Source organism: Staphylococcus sp. HMSC056G08, assembly GCF_001812305.1.
In the GTDB taxonomy this organism is placed as follows: Bacteria; Bacillota; Bacilli; order Staphylococcales; family Staphylococcaceae; genus Staphylococcus; species Staphylococcus simulans.
On sequence record NZ_KV808525.1, the window covers coordinates 217,352 to 241,189 of the forward strand.

25 protein-coding genes are annotated in these 23,838 nt (G+C 37.1%); 15 read left to right on the top strand and 10 right to left on the bottom strand.

Annotated features, from left to right (window positions below; translation table 11 throughout):
* Positions 1-3: 3 nt before the first annotated feature.
* From purF to purE, 7 genes are read right to left on the bottom strand one after another with little or no spacing between them, the layout of a single operon-like run.
* Positions 4-1,425, bottom strand: a complete 1,422-nt coding sequence (purF, locus tag HMPREF2846_RS11755) for an amidophosphoribosyltransferase (protein WP_002480500.1) — start codon at positions 1,423-1,425, stop codon at positions 4-6.
* A complete protein-coding gene (gene purL, locus HMPREF2846_RS11760; RefSeq protein WP_070626692.1) occupies positions 1,404-3,593 on the bottom strand; it encodes a phosphoribosylformylglycinamidine synthase subunit PurL in 2,190 nt (729 codons plus the stop codon). Before purL ends, purF begins: the two co-directional genes overlap by 22 nt.
* Positions 3,586-4,257 (bottom strand): phosphoribosylformylglycinamidine synthase subunit PurQ, encoded by a 672-nt coding sequence (purQ, locus tag HMPREF2846_RS11765; protein ID WP_070626693.1) that lies wholly within the window; start codon positions 4,255-4,257, stop codon positions 3,586-3,588. The genes purL and purQ overlap by 8 nt, the downstream gene beginning before the upstream one ends.
* Positions 4,257-4,517 (bottom strand): phosphoribosylformylglycinamidine synthase subunit PurS, encoded by a 261-nt coding sequence (gene purS, locus HMPREF2846_RS11770; RefSeq protein ID WP_002480497.1) that lies wholly within the window; start codon positions 4,515-4,517, stop codon positions 4,257-4,259. Before purS ends, purQ begins: the two co-directional genes overlap by 1 nt.
* Positions 4,517-5,221 carry a phosphoribosylaminoimidazolesuccinocarboxamide synthase gene (gene purC / locus HMPREF2846_RS11775; protein ID WP_002480496.1) on the bottom strand — a complete coding sequence of 235 codons (705 nt, stop codon included), beginning with the start codon at positions 5,219-5,221 and terminating at the stop codon, positions 4,517-4,519. The genes purS and purC overlap by 1 nt, the downstream gene beginning before the upstream one ends.
* Positions 5,221-6,348, bottom strand: coding sequence for a 5-(carboxyamino)imidazole ribonucleotide synthase (gene purK / locus HMPREF2846_RS11780; protein ID WP_002480495.1), 1,128 nt, complete (start codon positions 6,346-6,348; stop codon positions 5,221-5,223). Before purK ends, purC begins: the two co-directional genes overlap by 1 nt.
* On the bottom strand, positions 6,335-6,817 hold the full coding sequence (purE, locus tag HMPREF2846_RS11785; protein ID WP_002480494.1) for a 5-(carboxyamino)imidazole ribonucleotide mutase: 483 nt from the start codon (positions 6,815-6,817) through the stop codon (positions 6,335-6,337). Before purE ends, purK begins: the two co-directional genes overlap by 14 nt.
* A gap of 208 nt (positions 6,818-7,025) precedes the next feature.
* Here purE and folD point away from each other — a divergent pair, with 208 nt between their 5' ends.
* Positions 7,026-7,886, top strand: a complete 861-nt coding sequence (gene folD, locus HMPREF2846_RS11790; protein WP_070626694.1) for a bifunctional methylenetetrahydrofolate dehydrogenase/methenyltetrahydrofolate cyclohydrolase FolD — start codon at positions 7,026-7,028, stop codon at positions 7,884-7,886.
* Positions 7,887-8,024: 138 nt separating this feature from the next.
* On the opposite strand, the gene HMPREF2846_RS11795 is transcribed toward folD, so the two are convergent.
* Positions 8,025-9,101, bottom strand: a complete 1,077-nt coding sequence (locus HMPREF2846_RS11795) for a M42 family metallopeptidase (protein WP_070626695.1) — start codon at positions 9,099-9,101, stop codon at positions 8,025-8,027.
* A gap of 160 nt (positions 9,102-9,261) precedes the next feature.
* Positions 9,262-10,410: a globin domain-containing protein gene (locus HMPREF2846_RS11800; RefSeq protein ID WP_070626696.1), complete on the bottom strand. Its 1,149-nt coding sequence runs from the start codon at positions 10,408-10,410 to the stop codon at positions 9,262-9,264.
* 541 nt (positions 10,411-10,951) lie between these two features.
* On the opposite strand from HMPREF2846_RS11800, the gene HMPREF2846_RS11805 reads away from it, so the two are divergent.
* From HMPREF2846_RS11805 to arsC, 14 genes are all read left to right on the top strand, one after another.
* The gene (locus HMPREF2846_RS11805) at positions 10,952-11,269 is read left to right on the top strand and encodes a DUF5011 domain-containing protein (protein ID WP_002480490.1); all 318 of its coding nucleotides are present in this window, start codon (positions 10,952-10,954) and stop codon (positions 11,267-11,269) included.
* Positions 11,270-11,569: 300 nt separating this feature from the next.
* Positions 11,570-12,682: a cytochrome aa3 quinol oxidase subunit II gene (qoxA, locus tag HMPREF2846_RS11810; protein WP_002480489.1), complete on the top strand. Its 1,113-nt coding sequence runs from the start codon at positions 11,570-11,572 to the stop codon at positions 12,680-12,682.
* Positions 12,682-14,664, top strand: a complete 1,983-nt coding sequence (qoxB, locus tag HMPREF2846_RS11815) for a cytochrome aa3 quinol oxidase subunit I (RefSeq protein ID WP_002480488.1) — start codon at positions 12,682-12,684, stop codon at positions 14,662-14,664. The genes qoxA and qoxB overlap by 1 nt, the downstream gene beginning before the upstream one ends.
* Entirely contained in the window at positions 14,657-15,259 is a 603-nt protein-coding gene (gene qoxC / locus HMPREF2846_RS11820; protein ID WP_002480487.1) for a cytochrome aa3 quinol oxidase subunit III, read from the top strand. The genes qoxB and qoxC overlap by 8 nt, the downstream gene beginning before the upstream one ends.
* Entirely contained in the window at positions 15,256-15,546 is a 291-nt protein-coding gene (qoxD, locus tag HMPREF2846_RS11825; protein WP_002480486.1) for a cytochrome aa3 quinol oxidase subunit IV, read from the top strand. The genes qoxC and qoxD overlap by 4 nt, the downstream gene beginning before the upstream one ends.
* A gap of 144 nt (positions 15,547-15,690) precedes the next feature.
* A complete protein-coding gene (gene rihC, locus HMPREF2846_RS11830; protein WP_070626697.1) occupies positions 15,691-16,587 on the top strand; it encodes a ribonucleoside hydrolase RihC in 897 nt (298 codons plus the stop codon).
* An 81-nt stretch (positions 16,588-16,668) separates the two neighbouring features.
* On the top strand, positions 16,669-17,418 hold the full coding sequence (locus HMPREF2846_RS11835; RefSeq protein ID WP_060803890.1) for a DeoR/GlpR family DNA-binding transcription regulator: 750 nt from the start codon (positions 16,669-16,671) through the stop codon (positions 17,416-17,418).
* Positions 17,419-17,621: 203 nt separating this feature from the next.
* A complete protein-coding gene (locus tag HMPREF2846_RS11840; protein ID WP_002480482.1) occupies positions 17,622-18,053 on the top strand; it encodes an RpiB/LacA/LacB family sugar-phosphate isomerase in 432 nt (143 codons plus the stop codon).
* Between the two features lie 17 nt (positions 18,054-18,070).
* Positions 18,071-18,586, top strand: coding sequence for a galactose-6-phosphate isomerase subunit LacB (lacB, locus tag HMPREF2846_RS11845; RefSeq protein ID WP_002480481.1), 516 nt, complete (start codon positions 18,071-18,073; stop codon positions 18,584-18,586).
* Positions 18,586-19,533 carry a 1-phosphofructokinase family hexose kinase gene (locus tag HMPREF2846_RS11850; protein WP_002480480.1) on the top strand — a complete coding sequence of 316 codons (948 nt, stop codon included), beginning with the start codon at positions 18,586-18,588 and terminating at the stop codon, positions 19,531-19,533. Before lacB ends, HMPREF2846_RS11850 begins: the two co-directional genes overlap by 1 nt.
* On the top strand, positions 19,530-20,465 hold the full coding sequence (gene lacD / locus HMPREF2846_RS11855) for a tagatose-bisphosphate aldolase (protein ID WP_023015960.1): 936 nt from the start codon (positions 19,530-19,532) through the stop codon (positions 20,463-20,465). Before HMPREF2846_RS11850 ends, lacD begins: the two co-directional genes overlap by 4 nt.
* A 111-nt stretch (positions 20,466-20,576) precedes the next feature.
* Positions 20,577-20,897, top strand: a complete 321-nt coding sequence (locus tag HMPREF2846_RS11860) for an ArsR/SmtB family transcription factor (protein ID WP_023015961.1) — start codon at positions 20,577-20,579, stop codon at positions 20,895-20,897.
* Complete coding sequence (gene arsB, locus HMPREF2846_RS11865; RefSeq protein ID WP_070626698.1) at positions 20,894-22,183, top strand: arsenite efflux transporter membrane subunit ArsB; 1,290 nt, start codon at positions 20,894-20,896, stop codon at positions 22,181-22,183. Before HMPREF2846_RS11860 ends, arsB begins: the two co-directional genes overlap by 4 nt.
* A 15-nt stretch (positions 22,184-22,198) precedes the next feature.
* A complete protein-coding gene (arsC, locus tag HMPREF2846_RS11870) occupies positions 22,199-22,600 on the top strand; it encodes an arsenate reductase (thioredoxin) (RefSeq protein WP_070626699.1) in 402 nt (133 codons plus the stop codon).
* Between the two features lie 76 nt (positions 22,601-22,676).
* On the opposite strand, the gene HMPREF2846_RS11875 is transcribed toward arsC, so the two are convergent.
* Positions 22,677-23,576, bottom strand: coding sequence for a family 1 glycosylhydrolase (locus HMPREF2846_RS11875; RefSeq protein WP_256274826.1), 900 nt, complete (start codon positions 23,574-23,576; stop codon positions 22,677-22,679).
* Between the last annotated feature and the right edge of the window lie 262 nt (positions 23,577-23,838).

A 23,838-nucleotide genomic window follows, 5' to 3' on the forward strand; every position in this document is an offset into this window, starting at 1 on the left:
GCTTTACACTCCTCTTCTTTTCAGTTCTTTAACTTCTGGTAATTGATGATCTACAATTTCAATTGGATAATTGCCTGTAAAGCAAGCGTCACACTCGCCTTTTGAGTCAAATTCTTTAAACACTTCATGCATGCCTTCTACAGATAAATACGTAAGTGAGTCTGCACCAATCATGTCTTTGATTTCGTCGACACTATGTTGTGCTGCCATTAATTCTGCATGTGTAGACACATCGATACCGTAATAACATGGATCGACTAATGGTGGTGATGAAATACCCATATGCACTTCTTTCGCACCAGCAGATTTTAATGCTTTCACAATGTATTTACTTGTCGTACCACGCACAATAGAGTCATCAATGACAACAACACGTTTGCCTTCAATGACGTCTCTGATCGGCGCATGTTTCATACGTACTTGTTTTTCACGAACGCTTTGGTCTGGTGTGATAAACGTACGGCCGATATAACGGTTTTTCAATAAACCTTGTTCGTTTGGAATACCTGAGTATTCAGAGAAGCCTTTTGCTGCTTGTAAAGATGAATCTGGTACACCGATAACAATATCAGCGTCAATACCCATCTCACTTGCTAACTTCTTACCTAAAGCTTTACGCACATTATAGATAGAGTGTTTATGGAACTCTGAATCTGGACGTGCAAAGTATACATATTCCATTGAACACATATTATGGTGAATTTGGTTCGTGTACGTATCATAATCTATGTCATGGTCACCGCTAAATGTAATTAATTCACCCGGTTCGATGTCACGAATATATGTTGCACCGATTGCTTGGAACGCACATGTTTCACTTGCGACACAATACGCACCATCTACTTCACCTAACATGAGTGGACGTACACCATTGTTATCTCTAACCGCAGCAAGTTGATTAGTATTCAGCATGACACAGCTGAATGCACCTTTAACTTGATTCAATGCTGCTTTTTGGTTTGATTTAATGCTTGGAGATTTGCCTCTGATTAATAAATGCGCTAATACTTCTGAATCACTTGTTGTTTGGAAGACGCTGCCTTCAGATTCTAAAGCCTTACGAATTTGAACAGCATTCGTTAAGTTTCCATTATGCGCAAGTCCTAAATCACCTTTTGAATGCTTGAACAAGAAAGGTTGAACATTGGCGATTTCACTGGCACCTGTTGTCGCATAGCGTACATGTCCAATCGCATGTTGGAATCCTTGTAAAGATTCTAATTGTGCGTCTGAAATAGCTTCAGTTAATAAACCCATGCCGCGTGCCCCAAACAGCGATTCGCCGTTTGAGCACACGATCCCAGCACCTTCTTGACCACGGTGTTGCAGACTATGCAACGCCATGTAAGTTAAAGTTGCTGCATGGGGGTGATTCCAAATTCCAAAGACTCCACATTCTTCGTTTAATCCGCGGATGTCATACATTGAGGAATTGCTCCTTCCCAAATTTCGTTTAACGTCGACACGTTTTCTTCTACAGTTGTTTGACCGTTTGTAACTTTGAACTTGTCATCCTCAGTGATAGTTCCGATTTCTTGTGCATTAGGAATATCTAATGATTGTCCTGCTTTAACTGCAACAATGTAACGACCTTGTGATTCACTGAATAATTGTGCATCAGTCACGTCTAATGTTACATCTACACCTAAACCGTAGTGTGCACTGATTCGAGCTAACGAAATCAATAAGCCGCCTTTACCGACAGTTTGTACATGAGACGCTTTGCCGCTTCTGATTGCTTCTTTGATTTGTTCGCCTTTTTCAACTTCATTTGATAAGTCAAGTGCTTCTGATTCATGGTTGACTTTACCGTATAATAATTTTTCGATTTGGCTGCCGCCGAAGTCATCGCGTGTTTCACCAACAACATACAATTTATCACCTGCATGTGGGTGGAAATCATTTAAGTAATCGATGTCTTCAATTAAGCCGACCATACCTACTACAGGTGTTGGGAAGATAGAAGTACCTTTTGTTTCGTTATAAAGTGAAACGTTACCTGAAACAACTGGTGTTTTCAGAACTTCACATGCTTCTGCCATACCTTTTGTAGAATCAGTTAATTGTTGATAGATTTCTTTTTTCTCTGGTGAACCGTAGTTTAAGCAGTCTGTCATTGCTAATGGTGTTGCACCTACAGCAATTAAGTTACGGTATGCTTCAGCAACGACCATTTTACCGCCTTCGTATGGTTGGTTGAATACATAACGTGCTTCGCCATCGATTGTAGAAGCGATTGCTTTGTTTGTACCTTCAACACGTACTACAGATGCTTGTAAACCAGATTTAACAACTGTGTTTGCACCAACTTGTTGGTCATATTGTTCGTATAAATAACGTTTTGACGCAATTGTCGGATGTGCTAATAATTTATGGAATACATCTTTAACATCTACATTGCTGTAGTCGTTTTTAGATGTGTTATATTCTTTTGCTTCACCTTCTAAAATATATACAGGTGATTCATCTGCTAATGGTTGTACTGGGATGTCTGCATAAACTTCATCATCATAAGTTAATACGAAACGATCTGTATCCGTAACTTCACCGATAACAGCACTATCTAATTCACGTCTGTCAAATAAGTCTAAGAATTTTTGTTCTGTACCTTTTTCAACAACAAGCAACATACGTTCTTGTGTTTCAGAAAGCATCATTTCGTATGGAGAGATTCCTTCTTCACGTACAGGTACTTTTTCTAACTGCATGTGTAAACCACTGCCGCCTTTAGCTGCCATTTCTGAAGAAGATGATGTTAAACCAGCTGCACCCATATCTTGGATACCGACTAATTCTGGGTAAGTGATTGCTTCAAGTGTTGCTTCCATCAATTTTTTACCTACAAATGGGTCACCGATTTGTACTGATGGACGTTTGCTTTCACTTTCTTCACTTAATTCTTCAGATGCGAAAGTTGCACCATGGATACCGTCACGGCCTGTTTTTAAACCAACGTAGATAACTGAGTTGCCGACACCTTTAGCTGTACCTTTTTGGATTTTATCGTGATCAATGATACCTACGCACATTGCGTTAACTAATGGGTTACCATCATAGCGTTCATCGAATTCGATTTCACCTGCTGTAGTTGGGATACCGATACAGTTACCGTATCCGCCGATACCTGCTACAACACCACGTAATAATGTACGGTTTTGGATTTCATCTAATTCACCGAAACGTAAGCTGTTTAATAAGTTGATTGGACGTGCACCGATTGATACGATGTCACGAATAATACCGCCGACACCTGTTGCTGCACCTTGGTAAGGTTCAATCGCAGATGGGTGGTTATGTGATTCAACTTTGAATACAACCGCTTGGTTATCACCGATATCTACAACACCAGCACCTTCACCAGGTCCCATTAAGACATGTTCGCCTGTTGTAGGGAATTGTTTCAAGAATGGTTTTGAGTGTTTGTATGAGCAGTGTTCACTCCACATTACAGAGAAAATACCAATTTCAGTAAAGTTTGGTTGACGACCTAAAATTTCGACAACTTTATCATATTCAGCGTCTGTTAATCCCATATCACGGTATAAATGTTCTGATTTAATTTCTTCGATACTTGGTTCAATAAACTTAGGCATTTTGTTCCCTCCAACTATTTACCATTGACTCAAATAATTTCACGCCATCGTCTGTTCCTAAAATTGATTCTAATGCACGTTCTGGGTGAGGCATCATGCCGCACACATTACCTTTTTCGTTAACAATACCAGCAATATCGTGGTAAGAACCATTTGGATTATCTTTATATTTCAAGATAATTTGATTATTATCTTCTAATTCTTTGTACATATCTTTTGTACAGTAGTAGCTGCCTTCACCATGAGCTACTGGGTATACTACTGTTTCACCTTCAGCATATGCTTTTGTGAATGGTGTGTTGTTATTTACAACTTCTAATGATTCGTTACGGCTCACAAATAAATGTGAACTGTTGTGTAATAACGCACCTGGTAATAAACCGATTTCTGTTAAGATTTGGAATCCGTTACATACACCTAATACTGGTTTGCCTTCATCTGCAAAACGTTTCACTTCTTTGATAACTGGTGCAACACTCGCCATCGCACCTGAACGTAAGTAGTCACCAAATGAGAAACCGCCAGGGATTAACACCCCATCAAATCCTTCTAATGATGTCTCACGATAATCAACATACTCTGCGTCTACGCCTGTTTTCAAAGCTGCGTTCAACATATCTCTGTCACAGTTTGATCCAGGGAATACAAGTACTGCGAATTTCATTATGCATTCTCCTTTTCGTCAACTACTTTATAGCTGTACTCTTCAATGACTGTGTTCGCAAATAATTTTTCACTTAAAGTTGTAACGATATTATGAACCGCTTCATCTGTTGCTTCGTCCACTGTCATGTAAAGTAATTTACCTACACGGATATCATTCACTTGGTTATAGCCTAAGTCATGTACGGCACGGTTAAGTGCTTGTCCTTGTGTATCTAATACCTGTGGTTGTAATGTGATGTGCAATTCGATAGTTTTCATTATTTAAGATCCTCCAGTTTATTTAAGAAAGTTTGATAAGTCTCGATAATTGAACCGCGGTCTTCACGGTATACGTCTTTGTCAAAATTAGTGTCACTGTCTTTTTCCCAAATACGGCAAGTATCTGGTGAAATTTCATCTGCTAAAAGAATTTGACCATCTTTTGTACGGCCGAATTCTACTTTGAAGTCAATCAAACGTAGGTTGATACTATCAAGCAATTCAACTAACGCTTTATTAACGCCTAATACCATTTCTTTCAATTGTGCAATTTCTTCAGTTGTTGCGATGTTTAATAATCTTACATGGTCATCTGTCACTAAAGGGTCATTTAAAGCATCATTTTTATAGAAGAATTCTACAAGTGGTGTTTCAAATTTTTGTCCTTTTTCAAAACCTAAGCGTCTTGTGATAGAACCTGCCGCAATATTACGTACGACCACTTCTAACGGAATGATTTCTACAGATTGAACAAGTTGTTCAGTCTCAGACGTTTGTTTTATAAAGTGGCTTTTGATGCCTTTTTCTTTAAGGTGTTCAAACAAGATTGAAGTGATTTTATTATTTAAGCGGCCTTTACCGTCAATATGGTCTTTTTTCGCACCATTGCCGGCAGTCACTTCATCTTTGTATTCCACGCGTAATACGCCGTCTTCATCTGTTGAGAAAATTCGTTTTGCTTTACCTTCGTATAATAATGACATTATTTTGCTCCTCCTCTAAAGGTTGCCAACATGTCTTGTTCAGTTTTATCAATGTCATCAGTTAAAACTGTCATGTGACCCATTTTTCGTGCTGGTTTTCTAGATGCTTTGCCATAAATATGAACATGCCATTCAGGATGATCGCCGAATTCATCTTCAAGTAAATCTAAATCCTTACCAAGCAAATTCATCATGACAGCTGGTTTTAAAATTTCAATGCGTTCTGGTAATTTTTGACCCGTAACCGCTAAGATGTGTGTATCAAATTGTGAGAAGTCACAAGCTTCAATAGAATAATGACCAGAATTGTGAGGTCTTGGTGCAATTTCGTTTACATATAAGTTGTTATCTTTATCAATAAAGAACTCTACTGTAAATGTACCCACAAAATGCACTTTTTCTTTAATTTTATCCACTTCTGCACGTGCTTCTGCTTCTTTATCAGAACGTGCGGGTACGATTGTTTTAAATAAAATTTGGTGACGATGTTCGTTTTCTTGTAATGGGAAATAAACGATTTGACCGCCATTTCCAATTGTCACAGTTAATGACACTTCTTTATAAAGGTCTAAGAATTTTTCTGCTACACATTCTTGTACTTTGATTAATGATTCGGCCTCTGCTAAATCTTCTTCTGAACGTACTAGCACTTGACCTTTACCGTCATAACCGCCGAAACGTGTTTTCACCATAAATGGATAACCTAATTTTTCAACAGCATGCTCTAAATCTTCAGCATTTGTGATTTGTGCATACGGAACGATTTTCGTACCTGCTGATTCTAATGTTTGTTTTTCAGTTAAACGGTCTTGCAATAAATGGATGGCTTGATAGCCTTGAGGAACATTAAATTCTTTTGTGAGTGTTTCTAATTGATCTGCAGCAATGTTTTCAAATTCATATGTTACAACATCAGAAGCTTCACCAAGTTGTCTTAATGCATCTAGGTCATCATAAGCTGCATTAATAAATTCGTGTGCTACATATTGACACGGTGCTTCTTTGTCTGGATCTAAGACGATGACTCTAAAGCCCATTTTTTGAGCAGATTGTGCCATCATTTTGCCAAGTTGTCCGCCGCCAATAATACCGACAGTTGATCCAAACTTTAATTTACTGAAGTTCACTTTGCATCTCTCCTACTTTATCTACTAGTGATTGCTGATAAGCTTCTAATTTCTCTTTCACTTCATCGCTTTGAATACTTAAGATTCTCGCTGCAAGGATTCCAGCATTTTTCGCACCTGCTTTACCAATTGCAGTAGTTGCAACTGGAATTCCGCCAGGCATTTGGACGATTGAAAGTAATGAATCTAAACCTTTCAAACTCTTAGATTCAATCGGAACGCCGATTACTGGTAATGTCGTCATTGAAGCAACCATACCAGGCAAGTGTGCTGCACCGCCTGCGCCTGCAATAATAACGTCATAACCGTTCAATCTTGCTTCTGTCGCAAAATCAAACATCAGTTTTGGTGTACGATGTGCTGAAACGACTTTCTTATCGTACGGGATTCCAAATTGATCTAACATCTGACAACTTTCTGACATCATATCCCAGTCAGATGAGCTGCCCATAATAACTGCCACTTTCAAATTGAACACCCTTTCAATTATTTGAAATTTTAATCTAGTAAGTTGTATATTACAGATATAGCATAACAAATCAAGTCATGCTTTTTCAATCAAAAATCGAACTTTCTCATGAAAATTCAATTAAAATTCCGGATTTTCATGTAAAATAGTTGTATTACACTTCAAAACACTAATGAAAGTTCGAAAAATTATTAGGAGGAATTTACACATGGTTGCAAAAATTTTAGATGGCAAACAAATTGCTAAAGATTATCGTCAAGGATTGCAAGATCAAGTTGAAGCGTTGAAAAAAGAGGGCTATACGCCGAAACTATCAGTTATTCTTGTAGGTAACGATGGCGCAAGCATGAGCTATGTAAGATCAAAAAAGAAAGCTGCTGAAAAAATCGGCATGATTTCTGAAATTGTTCATTTAGAAGAAACAGCTTCAGAAGAAGAAGTATTAAATGAATTAGAACGTTTAAACAACGATGACTCTGTCAGCGGTATCTTGGTTCAAGTACCTCTTCCAAAACAAGTCAGCGAACAAAAAGTTCTAGAAACTATCAACCCAGCAAAAGACGTTGACGGTTTCAACCCAGCAAACATCGGTAAATTGTATATTGATGAACAAACATTCGTACCTTGTACACCACTAGGTATTATGGAATTATTGAAAAATGCGGATATTGATTTAGAAGGTAAAGAAGCAGTTGTTATTGGACGTTCTCATATCGTTGGACAACCTGTTTCAAAACTATTATTACAACAAAATGCGACAGTGACTATCTTACACTCTCGTTCAAAAGACATGAGCAAACATCTTAAAAGTGCAGACGTTATTGTCAGCGCTGTAGGTCGTCCAGGTTTAGTCACAAAAGACGACGTTAAAGAAGGCGCAGTTGTCATTGATGTGGGTAACACACCAGATGAAAATGGCAAACTAAAAGGTGACGTTGAATATGATGAAGTAAAAGAAATTGCTGGCGCAATCACACCAGTTCCAGGCGGCGTTGGCCCAATGACAATTACAATGGTGTTAAACAATACGTTATTAGCTGAAAAAATGCGTAGAGGTTTAGATAAATAAAATCTTAACTTTTCAGTAAAGGTACATTGAGGGGTACCTAAAGAAAAGAGCGGTAGGCTTGCTTTCATGTTGAAGCAAGTACCGACCGCTCTTTTTTATTTATAATCATTTGCGTGAAATAGACGATTGAAAAATGGTTTACCAAATAATTTGTTCGATTGTTTCGTCGTCTAGTGATTTAGCGATTTCTGTCACTAATTGTACAGCGTTCAAGTAGTCTTGTTTATGCATAACAGAAACATTTGAATGCATGTAACGAAGCGGAACACCCACAACGATTGAAGGAATACCTTCATGTGCTAAATGGATACTGCCTGCATCTGTGCCGCCGCCTGGTGTTGTATCCCATTGGATTTCAATACCTTTGTCTTGTGCTACTTTTTTCACGTGCTTTCTAAATCCAGAATGACCGATTGCTGTCGCGTCCATAAGTACGACTAATGGTCCTTTGCCAAGTTCAGCTTCATGATCACCGCCGCCCATTCCTGGTGTATCATAAGCAATGCCGACATCCACTGCAATAGCTAAATCTGGTTTGATTTTATTCGCCGCAACTTTCGCACCACGTAAACCAACTTCTTCTTGAACTGTTGCACCTGATACTAAGTTAACATTGACTGTGTCGTCTTTTAGATTGTTTAAAGTATCTACAGCAAGTGCACAGCCGAAGCGATTATCAAATGCTTTTGCTGTTAAGTAGTTCTCATCACCTAATACTTCGAACTCAGAGTATGGTGTTACCATGTCACCGATATCAATACCAAGTTTTTCAGCTTCTTCTTTTGAAGCTACACCTACATCAATAAACATATCCTTGATAACAATTGGTGTTTTACGTTGTTCAGGCGTTAAGACATGTGGAGGTTTAGAACCGATGATCCCTCTGATCTCTTTGTCATCATCTGTTGTTACAGTTACTTTTTGAGATAACATTACTTGGTTCCACCAACCACCGACAGGCGTGAATTTCAAATAACCTTTGTCGTCGATTTTAGTCACCATAAATCCAACTTCATCTAAATGACCGGCAAGCATTAAAGTTTTTGAACCTTTCTCTGCTTTTTTCTTTCCGAAGATGCCACCTAAATTATCTTCAACCAGTTCATCTGAAACAGGTTTCAAATAATCTTTCATCAGTTGTTTTACTTTGTATTCGTGACCGGCAATTCCGTTCACGTCTGTTAAGTCCTTTAATAATTTAACTGTTTTATCCATGAATATGTCCCCCTTCTTTTCTTATCATCATATCAATATTCAAGACGTGTGAACACTTTTTATGCTCGATTCATGAACCAAACAAAAAGGAGCTGTCCCTTCCGAAAATTCGGAATGAACAGCTCCTTCTCTATAATTCAGATTATTATTTCAGTAAAAATTAAACGTCTACGCTTAAACGTGGAATGAATGTTTCGAAATGAATTTGTGATTTGTCTAAACCTAATTCATATAATTCATTGACGATTGATTTCAAGAATGAAATACCGCCACATACATAAACTTCTGTATCTTCTGTAACATACTGTTTTAAATCTTCTTGAGTGATGTAGCCATTTGATTTGCGATCATGGATTTCATAAGTCACATTATCATTTTCTGCTGCATCGTTAGATAAACGTTGTGAGAATGGTACATCATTAACATCAGTTGTATTGTGAATGAATTGAATGTTCGGTACACCGACTTCAATTGCTTTTTCATACATTGACACTAATGGTGTTACACCAATACCTGATGCTAAGAATAATTGGTTTTTGTCAGTGTTATGCAATCTGAATGCACCTACTGGCGCAGTTAAGTTGATATCATCTCCAACTTTCACTTCGTCATGCAAGATAGTTGAAACTTCACCTTCACTGTCTTCAGAAACATCACGTTTAACTGCGAATGTTAACGTATCTTCATCTCCGCAAACGATTGAATAGTGACGTTTTGCTCTGTATGGTAATTTATCACTTGAAACATCAACTGTAATATATTGACCTGCTTCAAAGTTGCGTAAATCATATTTATCTGATGAAACTGTAAATGCTTTAATATCTGAAGCGACATTTTCAATGTTTGTAACTGTGAATGGTTGGAAACCATCCCATAACATTTCAGCATACATGTCTTTCTCTACTTGAATGAATACATCTGCAATTTCCCAGTATGCGTTAATCCAAGCTTGAATCACTGGATCTTCTTCTTTTAAATCTAAAACGTGCATAATTGCTGCGATTAAGTTTTCACCAACAATTTTGTAACCTGATTCAGGTACTTGTAATGCAACGTGTTTGTAAGCAATCTCTTTAACTACAGGCATAATTGCACCTAACTGTTCAATGTTTGCTGCTGCAGCTAAGACTGTTTGAGCTAAGGCTGTGGATTGCAAACCTTTTTTCTGGTTAGTTTGGTTGAACATGTTGCGTAACTCTGGGTGTTCATTGAACATTCTATTGTAGAAGAATGACGTAATTTCCACACCTTTTTCTTGAAGAACTGGTACTGTTTGTTTAATAATATCCATATCTTTTTCAGATAACATTTAACTTCACTCCCTCTTCGACTCAATTTCATCATAATACGAATATGACGAAATTAAAACAATTAAGAATCTAGTTCACATAATAGACAATTTTATTTCATATTTCTTCATATTCTTTTCACAATTAAGTATAAACAATATGACAAACTTAAAACGTATTATAATGATTTTTATTTAAAGCATTCTTCTTACATGTGCGGGACTCAAAATCCTGTGTTAGTAATGAAATAAAGTACGACCCCCATTATTATTTAGCATAAATCCCTCCCTTAACTTCTTTCCTATATATTGTTTCTAAATATTCCCGCTTTTTTCTCAGTAAATATTTGACAACTGAGAAAACTTAACGTTATTTTAATCTGATTTTCATAATTATTCTGTAAAATTAGTCTTGTGATAAAGATTAGGTCCGTAGTAGGATGTAATAAAGAAACAAACACGGTATATTGAACCTAATACAAAGTTCAATCGCAAATATTCGTGATTGAACTGATTAATATGACGCTTTAATGATTAGCCATTGAATACGGAGGTCTAAACAATGAACAAACTATTACAGTCACTTTCAGCACTTGGTGTGTCTGCTACATTAGTAACACCCAATTTAAACGCTGAAGCTACAGATAACTCTGTACCAAAGCTTAAAGGTGTTGAAGATGCGATTATTCAAAAAGGCGAAAATTACAACTTACTGAATGGAATCAGCGCTTATGATAAAGAAGACGGAGATTTGACTGATCAGATTATCGTCAATGGTCATGTCGATACAAATAAAATTGGTAAATACAAAGTCGAATATCAAGTCATTGATTCAGATGGAGCGAAAGATATTTCTGAACGCTACATAGAAGTCAAGTAACTTGTCGATAAAATCTATTTAAAAATAATTATTTTGTTTTTTGGCGCTAGCGCTTTCAACCCCTTAATTGATAAGCATTCTCAACTACAGCGCCCTTTTTTGTGCTTTCTGTCATTTTTGTCAGTATTCACAAAATGGACACATAAATTTAACAAATCTGTGAAAGCCCGTCAGGCCTAGTGTCTGTAAGGCTTTCTTTATTTTTATGTAAAAAAGTTGCGGATACCCACTTGTAAATATTGCATAATAAACTAAAATTATTGTTAAGCCCTACAATTGTAGTATTAGGAGGTCAATAAAGTGTCAAAAATTAAGTCTTTGCTTCTATTGTTCGGCTCACTGATTTTACTCAGTGGTTGTGAACATATGGAAGTACTTAACCCAAAAGGGCCAATGGCAAGCAGTTTAAAATGGCTGATCATTTATTCAATCATCTTTATGCTTGTTATTGTTGCGGTTGTATTTATTCTATTCGCTGTATTTGCTTACAAATACCGATACACAAATACAACACAATCAGGTAAAGTACATCACAGTGCTTTATTAGAAACTATTTGGTTCACCGTACCATTTATCATCTTACTTGCTTTGGCTATTCCAACAGTCAAAACACTTTATGAGTACGATGCACCGCCTGCAAAAGACAAAGACCCTGTCGTCGTTTATGCAACAAGCGCAGGTTTCAAATGGTTCTTTGCTTATCCAGAGCAAAAAATTGAAACAGTGAATCACATTACGATTCCAAAAGATCGTCCGATTGTATTCAAGTTGCAATCTATGGATACAATGACAAGTTTCTGGATTCCACAACTTGGCGGTCAAAAATATGCAATGACTGCAATGACAATGGAATGGACATTAGAAGCTGACCAAGAAGGTACGTTCCGTGGACGTAACTCAAACTTCAATGGTGAAGGTTTCGCTCGTCAAACATTCCCAGTACATGCAGTAAGCAACTCAGAATTCAACAAATGGGTAGAAAAAGCTAAGAAAGAACCTAAACTTTCTCAAGATACTTTCGATAAACAATTACTACCTACAACTAAGAATGAAGAGTTGACATTCAGTGGTACTCACATGGACTTCGTAGATCCAGCTGCTGACCCTGAATACATCTTCTACGCTTATAAACGTTTCCATTACACTCCAAAAGATCCAAACTTCTATGATGTAACTGAAGGCGTATTAAGCAAACCAGATTCAAAATATCCTGCTCGTAAATCTCAAATTACAAACGCTATGTATAAGAGACACGGTATGGATGCTATGATCTTACCTAACGACAAACCATATAATAATGAATTCAAGAAAGAAGAATCTCATAATATGGACGAAATGGAAAAAGCTCAAAAAGGCGCTAAAGATGAAAAAGCTGAAGAGCTTAACAAGAAAAATCATGGAGGTGAACATTAATGAATTTCCCATGGCATGAATTACTCGTTCAAGGTAACTGGATGATCACAATGGCACAAATTGGTGCGCCATTCCTAGTTATCGGGGTAATCGCAGTAATCACGTACTTTAAGTTATGGAAATATCTTTACAGAGAGTGGTTTACAACAATTGACCACAAGAAAATCGGATTAATGTATCTGATTTGTGCTGTATTAATGTTCGTCCGTGGTGGTATTGATGCAATTTTAATTCGTACGCAATTAACAATTCCGAACAACCCGTTCTTGGAATCAAACCACTATAACGAAATCTTTACAACACACGGTGTTATCATGATCATCTTCATGGCAATGCCATTCATTTTCGGTTTATGGAACGTAGTTGTACCTTTACAAATTGGTGCACGCGACGTTGCATTCCCTGTAATGAACAACATTAGCTTCTGGTTATTCTTCGGAGCAATGTTACTATTCAACATGTCATTCATCATTGGTGGTTCACCTGCTGCAGGTTGGACAAACTATGCACCACTTGCTGGTGAGTTCAGTCCAGGTCCTGGTGTTAACTACTACCTATTAGCTATTCAGCTTTCAGGTATCGGTACATTAATGACAGGTATTAACTTCTTCGTAACAATTTTACGAATGAAAACACCAACTATGAAATTTATGGAAATGCCAATGTTCACAGTAACAACTTTCGTTACAGCATTGATCATTATCCTAGTATTCCCTGTATTCACAGTTACATTAGCATTGATGACAATTGACCGTATCTTCGGTACTCAATTCTTCACAGTTGCTAATGGTGGTATGCCAATGCTTTGGGCTAACTTCTTCTGGGTTTGGGGGCACCCTGAGGTTTACATCGTTGTCCTTCCAGCATTCGGTATTTTCTCAGACGTTATTTCAACGTTCGCACGTAAACACTTATTCGGTCATAAGAGTATGATCTGGGCAACATCAGCAATCGCATTCTTGAGTTTCTTAGTATGGGTTCACCATTTCTTCACTATGGGTAATGGTCCTTTAATCAACTCATTCTTCTCAATCTCAACAATGTTAATCGCTGTGCCTACCGGTGTTAAAATATTCAACTGGTTAGCTACGCTATACCAAGGTCGAATTTCTTTCGAATCGCCAATGCTATTCTCATTAGCGTTCATCCCAACGTTCACAATCGGTGGGGTAACAGGGGTAATGTTAGCAATGGCTTCAACAGACTATCAGTACCATAATACGTACTTCTTAGTAGCCCACTTCCACTACACATTAGTTTGTGGTGTTGTGTTCGCTTGTTTAGCAGCACTTATCTTCTGGTATCCTAAGATGATGGGTTACAAATTGAATGAACGCTTGAACATTCCGTTCTTCTGGTTATTCGTAATCGGATTCAACGTATGTTTCATGCCACAATTCATTCTTGGTTTAGACGGTATGCCACGTCGTTTATACACTTACATGCCATCAGATGGTTGGTTCATGTTAAACGTAATTTCTACAATCGGTGCACTATTAATGTCAATCGGCTTCTTATTCTTAGTAGCTAACATTGTTTACAGTCACCTTAAATCACCACGTATCGCTTCAGGCGACTCATGGGGTATCGGACGTTCACTTGAGTGGAGTACAGCTTCATCAATTCCACCAGTGTACAACTTCGCAATCACTCCAGACTGGGATGATTTAGACACATTTGTAGATATGAAAAAACAAGGTCGTCATTACTTAGACAACCATAATTATAAAGATATCCACATGCCGAACAACACACCAGTTGGTTTCTTCATGGCTATCTTCTTAACTGTTGGTTGCTTCTTCTTAACATTCGAAACTATCGTACCAGCGATTATCTGCTTAATCGGTACATTAGGTACAATGATTTACAGAAGTTTCCAAGTCGACCATGGTTACTATATCCCAGCTTCTGAAGTAGCTGCTACTGAAGCAAAACTTCGTGAAGCTCGTGAAAAAGAACGGGAGGCTGAAAGTCATGCATGATACAAAAACAATTGATGCGCAATCGCATGAAGGTAATTTGAACAAGTTTGGCTTCTGGATCTTCCTAACAGCTGAATTCTCTTTATTCGGTACACTATTTGCGACGTTGCTTATCATGCAACACGGCGGTGATTACGCTGGTAAGTTAACAACTGATTTATTCGAAATGCCTTTAGTATTATTAATGACATTTGCGTTATTAATCAGTTCATATACATGTGGTATTTCAATTTATTACATGAGAAAAGAAAAGCAAAAACTAATGATGATCTGGATGATTATCACATTATTGCTTGGTATCTTATTCGTAGGTTTAGAAATTTACGAGTTCGCACACTATGCACACCAAGGTGTAACACCACAAATCGGTTCTTACTGGTCAAGTTTCTTCATCTTGTTAGGAACACACGGTGTCCACGTTTCGTTGGGTATCGGTTGGGTGATTTGTCTATTAATCCAAGTAGCAATGCGTGGACTTAATAAAGACAATGCGCCAAAATTATTTATCGTAAGTTTATACTGGCACTTCTTAGATGTTGTTTGGGTCTTCATCTTTACTGCAGTATACTTGATAGGGATGGTGTATAGCGGATGAATACAATAGCAAAACATACAGTTGGCTTTATTGCCTCAATTGTCTTGACACTATTAGCAGTATACGTGACGATTTACACATCTTTAGCACTTAACGCTAAGATTACAATTATCTTTGGATTTGCTTTCATCCAAGCTGCCCTTCAATTATTAATGTTCATGCATTTAACTGAAGGTAAAGATGGACGCACACAATTATTCAAAGTTATCTTCGCCATTATCATTACCCTAATTACTATTATCGGTTCTTATTGGGTTATGGTCGGCGGACACAGTGCTCATATGTAATATCAGTATTTATATGATGCACAAAAAACTGGCTGGGGTTTCTCCCCTGCCAGTTTTTTTATACATAATTTTAGACTATTTTGCAGAAGGATTATAAAATATATAAGTAGCTTATTTTATTTTTTAAAGGAGGAAGAAAGAGATATGACAACCCCTATTATCATAGATACTGATCCAGGTATTGATGACGCAGCAGCTATTAGTATTGCACTGAATCATCCTGAGATTGATGTGAAGATGATTACTACCGTACATGGTAATGTCAATATAGATAAAACTACACGAAACGCCCTACAACTCAAAGCATTCTTTGAAAGCGATGTTCCAGTACATCGTGGTGCAGTCGCACCTTTAATCAATGCACCGATTGATGCTTCTCACGTACATGGTGAAACAGGTATGGGTGGTTATGAACTTCCAGAACCCTCACCAGAATTACTTGCCTCTAATCGAGCTATAGAAGCTATGCGAGAAACTATTCTAGAATCTGATGAACCCATTACACTTGTGCCAATTGGTCCTCTAACAAATATCGCTTTGCTTTTTAAAACGTATCCAGAAGTTAAATCTAATATCAAAGCGATTGTTTTAATGGGTGGCAGTGCTGGACGCGGTAATGTTACACCTGCTGCTGAATTTAATATCTACTGTGATCCTGAAGCTGCAGATATTGTCTTTAAAGCAGGTCTCCCTATCACAATGGTTGGACTTGATGTAGCAAGAGGTGCTAGTTTATCAAGTACTGCAATCAACGAGTTGAAATCTATTAATCAAACTACCCATATGTTTAATCATTACCACGGCGATGAATTCGATACAGGCATTGCTGTATATGATGCTTATACCATGCTTTACCTACTACATCCAGAACACTTTAAAACTGCAGATGCAGCAGTTGCGATTGAATTAAACGACACTTACACACGCGGTGCTACTGTTGTGAATTACAATGCTCAAGAAAAGTCAGTAAACGTTGTTTTAGCAGTAGACAAAACTCGCTTTAAACAGCTGTTCTTTGAGGCACTCTCATATGCAAAATAAAACCAAATATGGTACATTCCCAATAAATTATTATGCTATAATAATGACGAAATCGAAAAAATATACAGGTTGTGAAATATAATGAATTTAAAAGAAGCGCGACATCAAAAAATACTATCCATCTTAAAAGAAAACGGAAGCGTCAGCGTCAGTTATTTATCTAATGATATGGACGTGGCTGCAATGACTATCCGACGTGATTTAAAAGAGCTTGAACATAAAGCCTTACTTGTACGTGTTCACGGCGGAGCTGTCTTACCTCATACCTTTTATAACGAGCTTGCAAATGAAGAAAAACAACAGCTGAATAGTGATAAAAAACGTATGATTGCTGAAAAAGCCAGCCGACTGATTCAAAATGAAGATACGGTATTTATTGGCTCAGGTACAACAAATGAAGCCATCTTCCCTTTCATTAAAGATATGCGTTTACATATCATTACCAATTCACTGTATATTTTTGAACAATATGAAGGCTTAGAACATATGGATATTGTTTTAATCGGTGGTCGTTATCGAAAGAAAACAGGTTCATTTATCGGACGTCTCGCAAATACAATGCTGGAGTCATTACATATTGATAAAGCATTTATTGGCGTCAATGGTATCAGCGATAATGATGCGACAACTGCGAATGAAGAAGAAGGAAAAGCCAATGAAATTATTTTGAACCAATCTTCGAAAAAATATCTTGTTTCGGATAGTTCAAAATTCAATACACGTGCTTTTTCAGTTTTCTATCAAATCGATCATTTAGATGCGATTATTACAGATGACGATATTTCGCAAACAATCAGAGAGAATTATCAAAACTATACTGATATCTTATAATTTAATACGAACATTAACGCACACGAAACGTGTGCGTTTTCTTTTTGTCTAATTATTGAAATATCCCCTCTTATCTTCTTATAAATTCCCTTTTATCAATAGATTTACTTATTTTTTACAATCTATCAAATTGACAAATTACCCCTTGAAGTGTATATTCTAGATAAGAAAAAATCAAACATTTTCGAACAGGAGGATTTATTATGTCTATTGTTATTCATAGTGATTCACAGTCAAAAGAATTAAAAGATTTCATTTTAGAATCTTTAGCAGATGCTGAGTACGAAATCGAGGACTTATCAGTAAACAGTAAAGCAACTAACATTGCTGAAATTACACTTGAGGTTACTAAATATGTCCAAGAACACGAAGGTACTAAAGCCATTGTCATCGACAAATACGGTATTGCACCTTTCAACTTTGCGAACAAACAAAAAAATATTATTGCAGCAACGGTTTCAGATGAGCAATCAGCAAAAATGACTCATAGACACAATAATACAAACGTTATCGTATTAGGTAGCGAAGTTGTAGGTAAATTAAACGCATTAAACTGCGTAAAAGCATTCTTAAAAGCAGGCTACGACGCTGGACGACACCAAATCAGAGTAGATATGTTGAATTCTTTATGTTAATAGGAGGATATTAAATTATGAAAATTGCTATTGGTTGTGACCATATTGTTACAAATATTAAAGCAGAAGTTGCTACTTATTTAAAAAATAACGGACATGAAGTTATTGATGTCGGTACTTATGACTATGTACGTACACACTACCCTATCTACGGTACACGTATCGGTCATTTAGTTGCTACAGGTGAAGTAGACTTTGGTGTTGCATTATGTGGTACTGGTGTAGGTATCAGTGCAAGTGCAACTAAAGTACCTGGAACTCGTGTTGCATTAGTTCGTGATGCAACAAGTGCACGTTTAGCAAGAAGCGAATACAACTGTAATGTCATCGCAGCTGGCGGTATGGTTACAGGTGTTGACTTAATCAAAAACATCGTTGATACATTTGCAGAAACAGAATATGAACCAACTCCAGAAAAAGAAGCGATCATCAAAGCAATGGATGAAACTTTAAAACCTGAAGATGTTCATTACACTCCAGATATGTTCGATGATTTCTTAACTAAATGGAATAACGGAGAATATCACGACTAATGACATTCAAACTATTAACCGTTACATTAAATCCTGCAATTGATATCAATTACCCATTAGAACACTTCGAAATCAATTCAGTTCAACGTGCAACCGAAGATTACAAATCAGCTGGCGGTAAAGGCATCAACGTAGCACGTGTTGCGAGTGAACTAGGAATTGATGTTACATGTACAGGAATTATCGGCGGTAAATTCGGCGAGTGGTTAACTAACAACTTAGATGAAACAAAAATCCAACATGATTTCACTGTTTCTCCAGCTTCAACTCGTTTATGTATCGCCGTTACAAGCGAAAATAGTCAAACTGAAATTCTAGAAAGCGGTGCATTGCAACCAGAAGAAATTCAAATCCGCTTCTTAGAACACTTCAATTCGATTATCTCTAACTTTGACTTAATTACGATTTCAGGCAGCTTACCTAAAGGCTTCCCTGAAGACTATTACGTCAAATTGTTAGAAGTCGCAAATGAACAGAATGTACCAGTTTGTTTAGATACTTCAGGACAAGTATTAAACTATACTGTTAATCATTCAAAACATTGCCCTCCTCTCTTAATCAAACCAAATGATGAAGAGATCAAAGCAATTACTAATTCAGACAACATCGACTTAGCCAATCAATTATTAGACGAAAGCTTAGCGCATATTCCGTATATCTTATTATCTTTAGGTAAAAATGGTGCATTACTACGTCATGAAGCACAAGTCTATAACGTTGATATTCCTAAAGTCGTTGCAATCAACCCAGTAGGTTCTGGAGATAGTAGTTTAGCTGGTTTCAGCTATGGCATCTCTAAAGACGCTTCTATCCAAGAATCAGCAACATACGCTATGGCTGCTGGTATTTCCAATGCATTAGAAGCACGAACTGGCCACATTGACTTAAATAACTTTGAGAAATTCAGTAATCAAATAACTATTGAAAAGGTGGAGCATTCATCATGACAAAATCAATTAAACCTTTATTAAACGACAAAAACTACATCGCTGCATTAGCAATCGACCAACGTGGCGCTTTAAAACGCTTATTAGGTGAAGATGCTAAAACAGAAGATTTAGAACAATTCAAAGTACATGTATCTGAAGAGTTAACACCATACGCTTCAAGTATCTTATTAGACCCTGAATATGGTCTTCCAGCAACTAAAGTTCGTGCTAAAAATGCTGGTTTATTATTAGCTTATGAAAAAACTGGTTACGATGCTTCAGAACCAGGACGTTTACCTGACTTATTAAATGTATGGTCTGTTAAACGTTTAAAAGAAGCTGGCGCAGATGCTGTTAAATTATTAGTTTATGTTGACATCGACGAAGACAAAGCAATCAACGATCAAAAAGAAGCTTTCGTTGAACGTGTTGGTGCTGAATGTGTAGCTGAAGGTTTACCATTATTCTTAGAAATCGTTTCTTATGACGCTAACAACGCAGACAGCGGTTCTGAAGAATATGCGAAAGTAAAAGCACACAAAGTAAACGAAGCAATGAAAAAATACTCTGAACCTCGTTTCAACGTAGACGTATTAAAAGTAGAAGTTCCTGTAAACATGAACTATGTTGAAGGTTTCGGTGAAAAAGCATTATTCACTAAAGAAGAAGCTGCTCAAGCATTCAAAGAACAAGCTGCTTCAACTAACTTACCTTACATCTACTTAAGCGCAGGTGTATCTGCAGACTTATTCCAAAAAACTTTATACTTCGCTAAAGAATCTGGTTCTACATTCAATGGTGTATTATGTGGCCGTGCTACATGGAGAGGTGCTACTGACCACTTCTCAGAAGGCGAAGATGCTGTTGTAGAATGGTTCCGTACTGAAGGTAAAGCTAACATCGAAAGCTTAAACAAAGTATTAGATGAAACTGCTAACCCAGTTAAATAATAAATCGAATCACTATCTTGCCTAGCAACTTTTGGTTGCTAGGTTTTTTTATGTTTTCTATATAGACAGTTATCTATATAGTTGATACTCTATTAAAGAAAGGATGATTTAATGAACTATCAAACATTATCTACATACTTAAAAGCGATATCGAGCCCTATTCGCTTAGAAATACTCAATTTATTATCTTGTGGTGAATTATGTGCTAATGATTTATTGACCTACTTTCAAGTGACACAACCTACCCTAAGTCATCATATGAAAGCTTTAATGGATAATCATTTAGTTAATAAACGCCAAGATGGTAATAAACATTACTATCATTTGAATACAGAAACCTATACTTCTCTCTTAGATCAACTCCATGATATAGGTACATCTCAACCTAGTTGTGCATGTCACAACATTCATAAAGGAGTAGAACGACTTTGACTTTTCTAGCCATAACAACTTTTATACTTACCTTAATTTTTGTGATATGGCAGCCTAAAGGGCTGGATATTGGTATTACAGCGCTTGTAGGTGCTGTGCTTGCCTTGATCACTGGTGTTGTCACATTAAGCGATGTCGGTGAAGTGACACAGATTGTATGGAATGCGACACTCACATTCATCGCATTAATCATCATTTCTTTAATCTTAGATGAGATTGGTTTCTTTGAATGGGCAGCTTTACACATGGTAAAAGCATCACAAGGTAACGGGATTAAGATGTTTGTTTATATCATGTTATTAGGTGCTGTGGTTGCGGCACTTTTTGCCAATGATGGTGCAGCATTAATATTAACGCCTATCGTTCTTGCGATGGTGCGACATTTGAACTTTAATCAACGTGTAATTTTTCCGTTCATTATCGCAAGTGGTTTTATTGCGGATGCGACTTCCCTACCCTTGGTCGTTAGTAACCTAGTCAATATTGTCTCTGCTGACTACTTTAATATTGGTTTCATTGAGTATATGAAACATATGTTACTGCCCAATTTTTTTGCGCTTGTAGCCAGTATTATCGTGCTTTATCTATATTTTAAGAAAGCCATCCCAACACATTTCGATGATACAACACTCAAGTCACCCCGTAGTGCGATTAAAGATGATAAGTTATTTAAAATAGCTTGGATTGTGCTTTCAGTATTACTCATAGGTTATGTCATCAGCGAGTCATTAAATATTCCTGTATCATTCATCGCAGGCGTAGTTGCGTTAGCTTTCTTAGTACTCGCAAAAGGCTCTAAAGCTGTACACACAAAACAAGTTATTAAAGGCGCACCTTGGAACATTGTCTTATTTTCACTTGGTATGTATTTAGTTGTCTTCGGACTTAAAAATGTAGGTATTACTGCGTTGTTAGGAAACATCATAGACAACTTCTCACAACACGGTTTATTGAGTGGTATTATGGGCATGGGCTTCTTATCAGCTGTCTTATCCGCAATTATGAACAATATGCCAACTGTCATGATTGATGCGATTGCGATTAATCAAGCACATGCCTCAGGTATCATCAAAGAAGGTTTAATTTATGCGAATGTGATTGGTTCTGATTTAGGGCCGAAAATGACCCCTATCGGTTCGCTCGCAACATTACTTTGGTTACATGTTTTAGCTCAAAAAGGCGTCAAAATCTCATGGGGTGTTTACTTAAAAACAGGTGTGATTGTGACATTACCTGTCCTATTCATCACACTTATCGGTCTATATCTCTCACTACTACTTAATTAGAAAAGAGGAACACATATGGATAAACCTATTATTTACTTTATTTGTACAGGCAATGCATGTCGCAGCCAAATGGCAGAAGGTTTCGGAAAAGTGATACTTGGAGACGACTGGACTGTTATGTCTGGAGGGATTGAAGCACATGGTGTGAATCCTCTCGCGGTTAAAGCGATGCAAGAAGTTAACATTGATATCAGCGATCAAACCTCTGATAAAATCGATATTGATTTATTAAACAAAGCCAAACTCGTTGTGACGTTATGCGATCATGCGGAGACACATTGTCCTGTCGTCCCTAAGCATGTTAAAAAAGTACATTGGGGCTTTGAAGATCCTGCCGGCAAAGATTGGTTTGTTTTCCAACAAGTCAGAGACCAAATTGGTCAACGTATTCTGCAGTTTAAAGATACGAAGCAATAACTTTCAAACATATATTCTATACCAACTTATATAACAAAACCCCTCAGAAAATTCTGAGGGGTTTTGCCTTACTTATTTACTTTCCATAAATGTCGTCTGATAATTGTTTATACCATTTCGCACTGTCTTTAACATAACGTTTTTGAGTTTCGAAATCGATATAGAATAAACCATAACGTTTATTGTAGCCGTTTGACCAGCTGAACATATCTTGTAGTGACCAGATGAAGTAACCTTTAACGTTGATACCGTCTGCGTATGCACGTTCGATTGCTTCAATATGTTGTCTTACATAGTCAATACGTTCGTCATCATGTACTTCACCGTTATCTTCAAGTACATCTTTGTAGCCTAGGCCGTTTTCAGTAACATAGATTTTTTTGTAGTTAGGATAGTCGTTTTTAATACGTTCCATCATGTCATATAGACCTTCTGGATAAATGTACCAATCCCAGTCATTTGTAGGGATTGCTTCATTTTTAACAACTTCTCCGATACCTTTAACACGGAAGACAGAAGTTCCTTTATCGCCTGTACCATTATGGTGAATATAGCTTTCTTCATTATGGTATTTGATCCAGTTACTTTGGTAATAGTTAATACCTAAGAAGTCAAGTTGTGGTGCAGCTTTACGGATTTCTTCTAGTTCTTCTTCGCGAATATCTAATTGTTCGAATTCTTCACCTAAGATTTCTCTTACTACAGTTAATTTAGCTGGAGTATAGTAACCTAGGAATGTTCCGTCTAACATGAAACCATTCATAAAGATATCATGTTTGTAAGCAGCGATTTGGTTTAATGGTTGATCATCGATGCTGTAGAATTGTGTTAATGCGTGAACTAAACCAATTTCACCTTCATAACCTTTTGATTTAAATAAGTTTACCATGCGGCTATGTGCAGCGATTTGGTTATGTTGTGCTTGTAAACATTTTAAAGTGTTGTACTGTTCACCAGGAGGGAAAGCACCTGTGATTTAACATACAAAACCACACACAAAAAACCCACCTTTAATTAGGTGGGTCTTGTTATGTATATACACCACATCAACCTACCCTATTTTAGGACACAGAGCTATGTCGCTCGTCAGCAACGTCATATGAATGCTCAGTTAATGTGATGTAGACACTTTAAGCGGTCTGTGCCGATGACCGAGTCGTTTCATGGAACAACTATTTCATATTGATATTATAGCATAAAAATAAGGCAACCGTCAGTAACAGTTAACCTCAAGTACA

Excerpts from the sequence above, each read along its gene's own strand:
- purF (WP_002480500.1), bottom strand. The coding sequence starts at position 1,425 with ATGTATGACATCCGCGGATTAAACGAAGAATGTGGAGTCTTTGGAATT.
- purL (WP_070626692.1), bottom strand. The coding sequence starts at position 3,593 with ATGCCTAAGTTTATTGAACCAAGTATCGAAGAAATTAAATCAGAACAT.
- purQ (WP_070626693.1), bottom strand. The coding sequence starts at position 4,257 with ATGAAATTCGCAGTACTTGTATTCCCTGGATCAAACTGTGACAGAGAT.
- purS (WP_002480497.1), bottom strand. The coding sequence starts at position 4,517 with ATGAAAACTATCGAATTGCACATCACATTACAACCACAGGTATTAGAT.
- purC (WP_002480496.1), bottom strand. The coding sequence starts at position 5,221 with ATGTCATTATTATACGAAGGTAAAGCAAAACGAATTTTCTCAACAGAT.
- folD (WP_070626694.1), top strand. The coding sequence starts at position 7,026 with ATGGTTGCAAAAATTTTAGATGGCAAACAAATTGCTAAAGATTATCGT.
- HMPREF2846_RS11795 (WP_070626695.1), bottom strand. The coding sequence starts at position 9,101 with ATGGATAAAACAGTTAAATTATTAAAGGACTTAACAGACGTGAACGGA.
- HMPREF2846_RS11800 (WP_070626696.1), bottom strand. The coding sequence starts at position 10,410 with ATGTTATCTGAAAAAGATATGGATATTATTAAACAAACAGTACCAGTT.
- HMPREF2846_RS11805 (WP_002480490.1), top strand. The coding sequence starts at position 10,952 with ATGAACAAACTATTACAGTCACTTTCAGCACTTGGTGTGTCTGCTACA.
- qoxB (WP_002480488.1), top strand. The coding sequence starts at position 12,682 with ATGAATTTCCCATGGCATGAATTACTCGTTCAAGGTAACTGGATGATC.
- qoxC (WP_002480487.1), top strand. The coding sequence starts at position 14,657 with ATGCATGATACAAAAACAATTGATGCGCAATCGCATGAAGGTAATTTG.
- qoxD (WP_002480486.1), top strand. The coding sequence starts at position 15,256 with ATGAATACAATAGCAAAACATACAGTTGGCTTTATTGCCTCAATTGTC.
- rihC (WP_070626697.1), top strand. The coding sequence starts at position 15,691 with ATGACAACCCCTATTATCATAGATACTGATCCAGGTATTGATGACGCA.
- HMPREF2846_RS11835 (WP_060803890.1), top strand. The coding sequence starts at position 16,669 with ATGAATTTAAAAGAAGCGCGACATCAAAAAATACTATCCATCTTAAAA.
- HMPREF2846_RS11840 (WP_002480482.1), top strand. The coding sequence starts at position 17,622 with ATGTCTATTGTTATTCATAGTGATTCACAGTCAAAAGAATTAAAAGAT.
- lacB (WP_002480481.1), top strand. The coding sequence starts at position 18,071 with ATGAAAATTGCTATTGGTTGTGACCATATTGTTACAAATATTAAAGCA.
- HMPREF2846_RS11850 (WP_002480480.1), top strand. The coding sequence starts at position 18,586 with ATGACATTCAAACTATTAACCGTTACATTAAATCCTGCAATTGATATC.
- lacD (WP_023015960.1), top strand. The coding sequence starts at position 19,530 with ATGACAAAATCAATTAAACCTTTATTAAACGACAAAAACTACATCGCT.
- HMPREF2846_RS11860 (WP_023015961.1), top strand. The coding sequence starts at position 20,577 with ATGAACTATCAAACATTATCTACATACTTAAAAGCGATATCGAGCCCT.
- arsC (WP_070626699.1), top strand. The coding sequence starts at position 22,199 with ATGGATAAACCTATTATTTACTTTATTTGTACAGGCAATGCATGTCGC.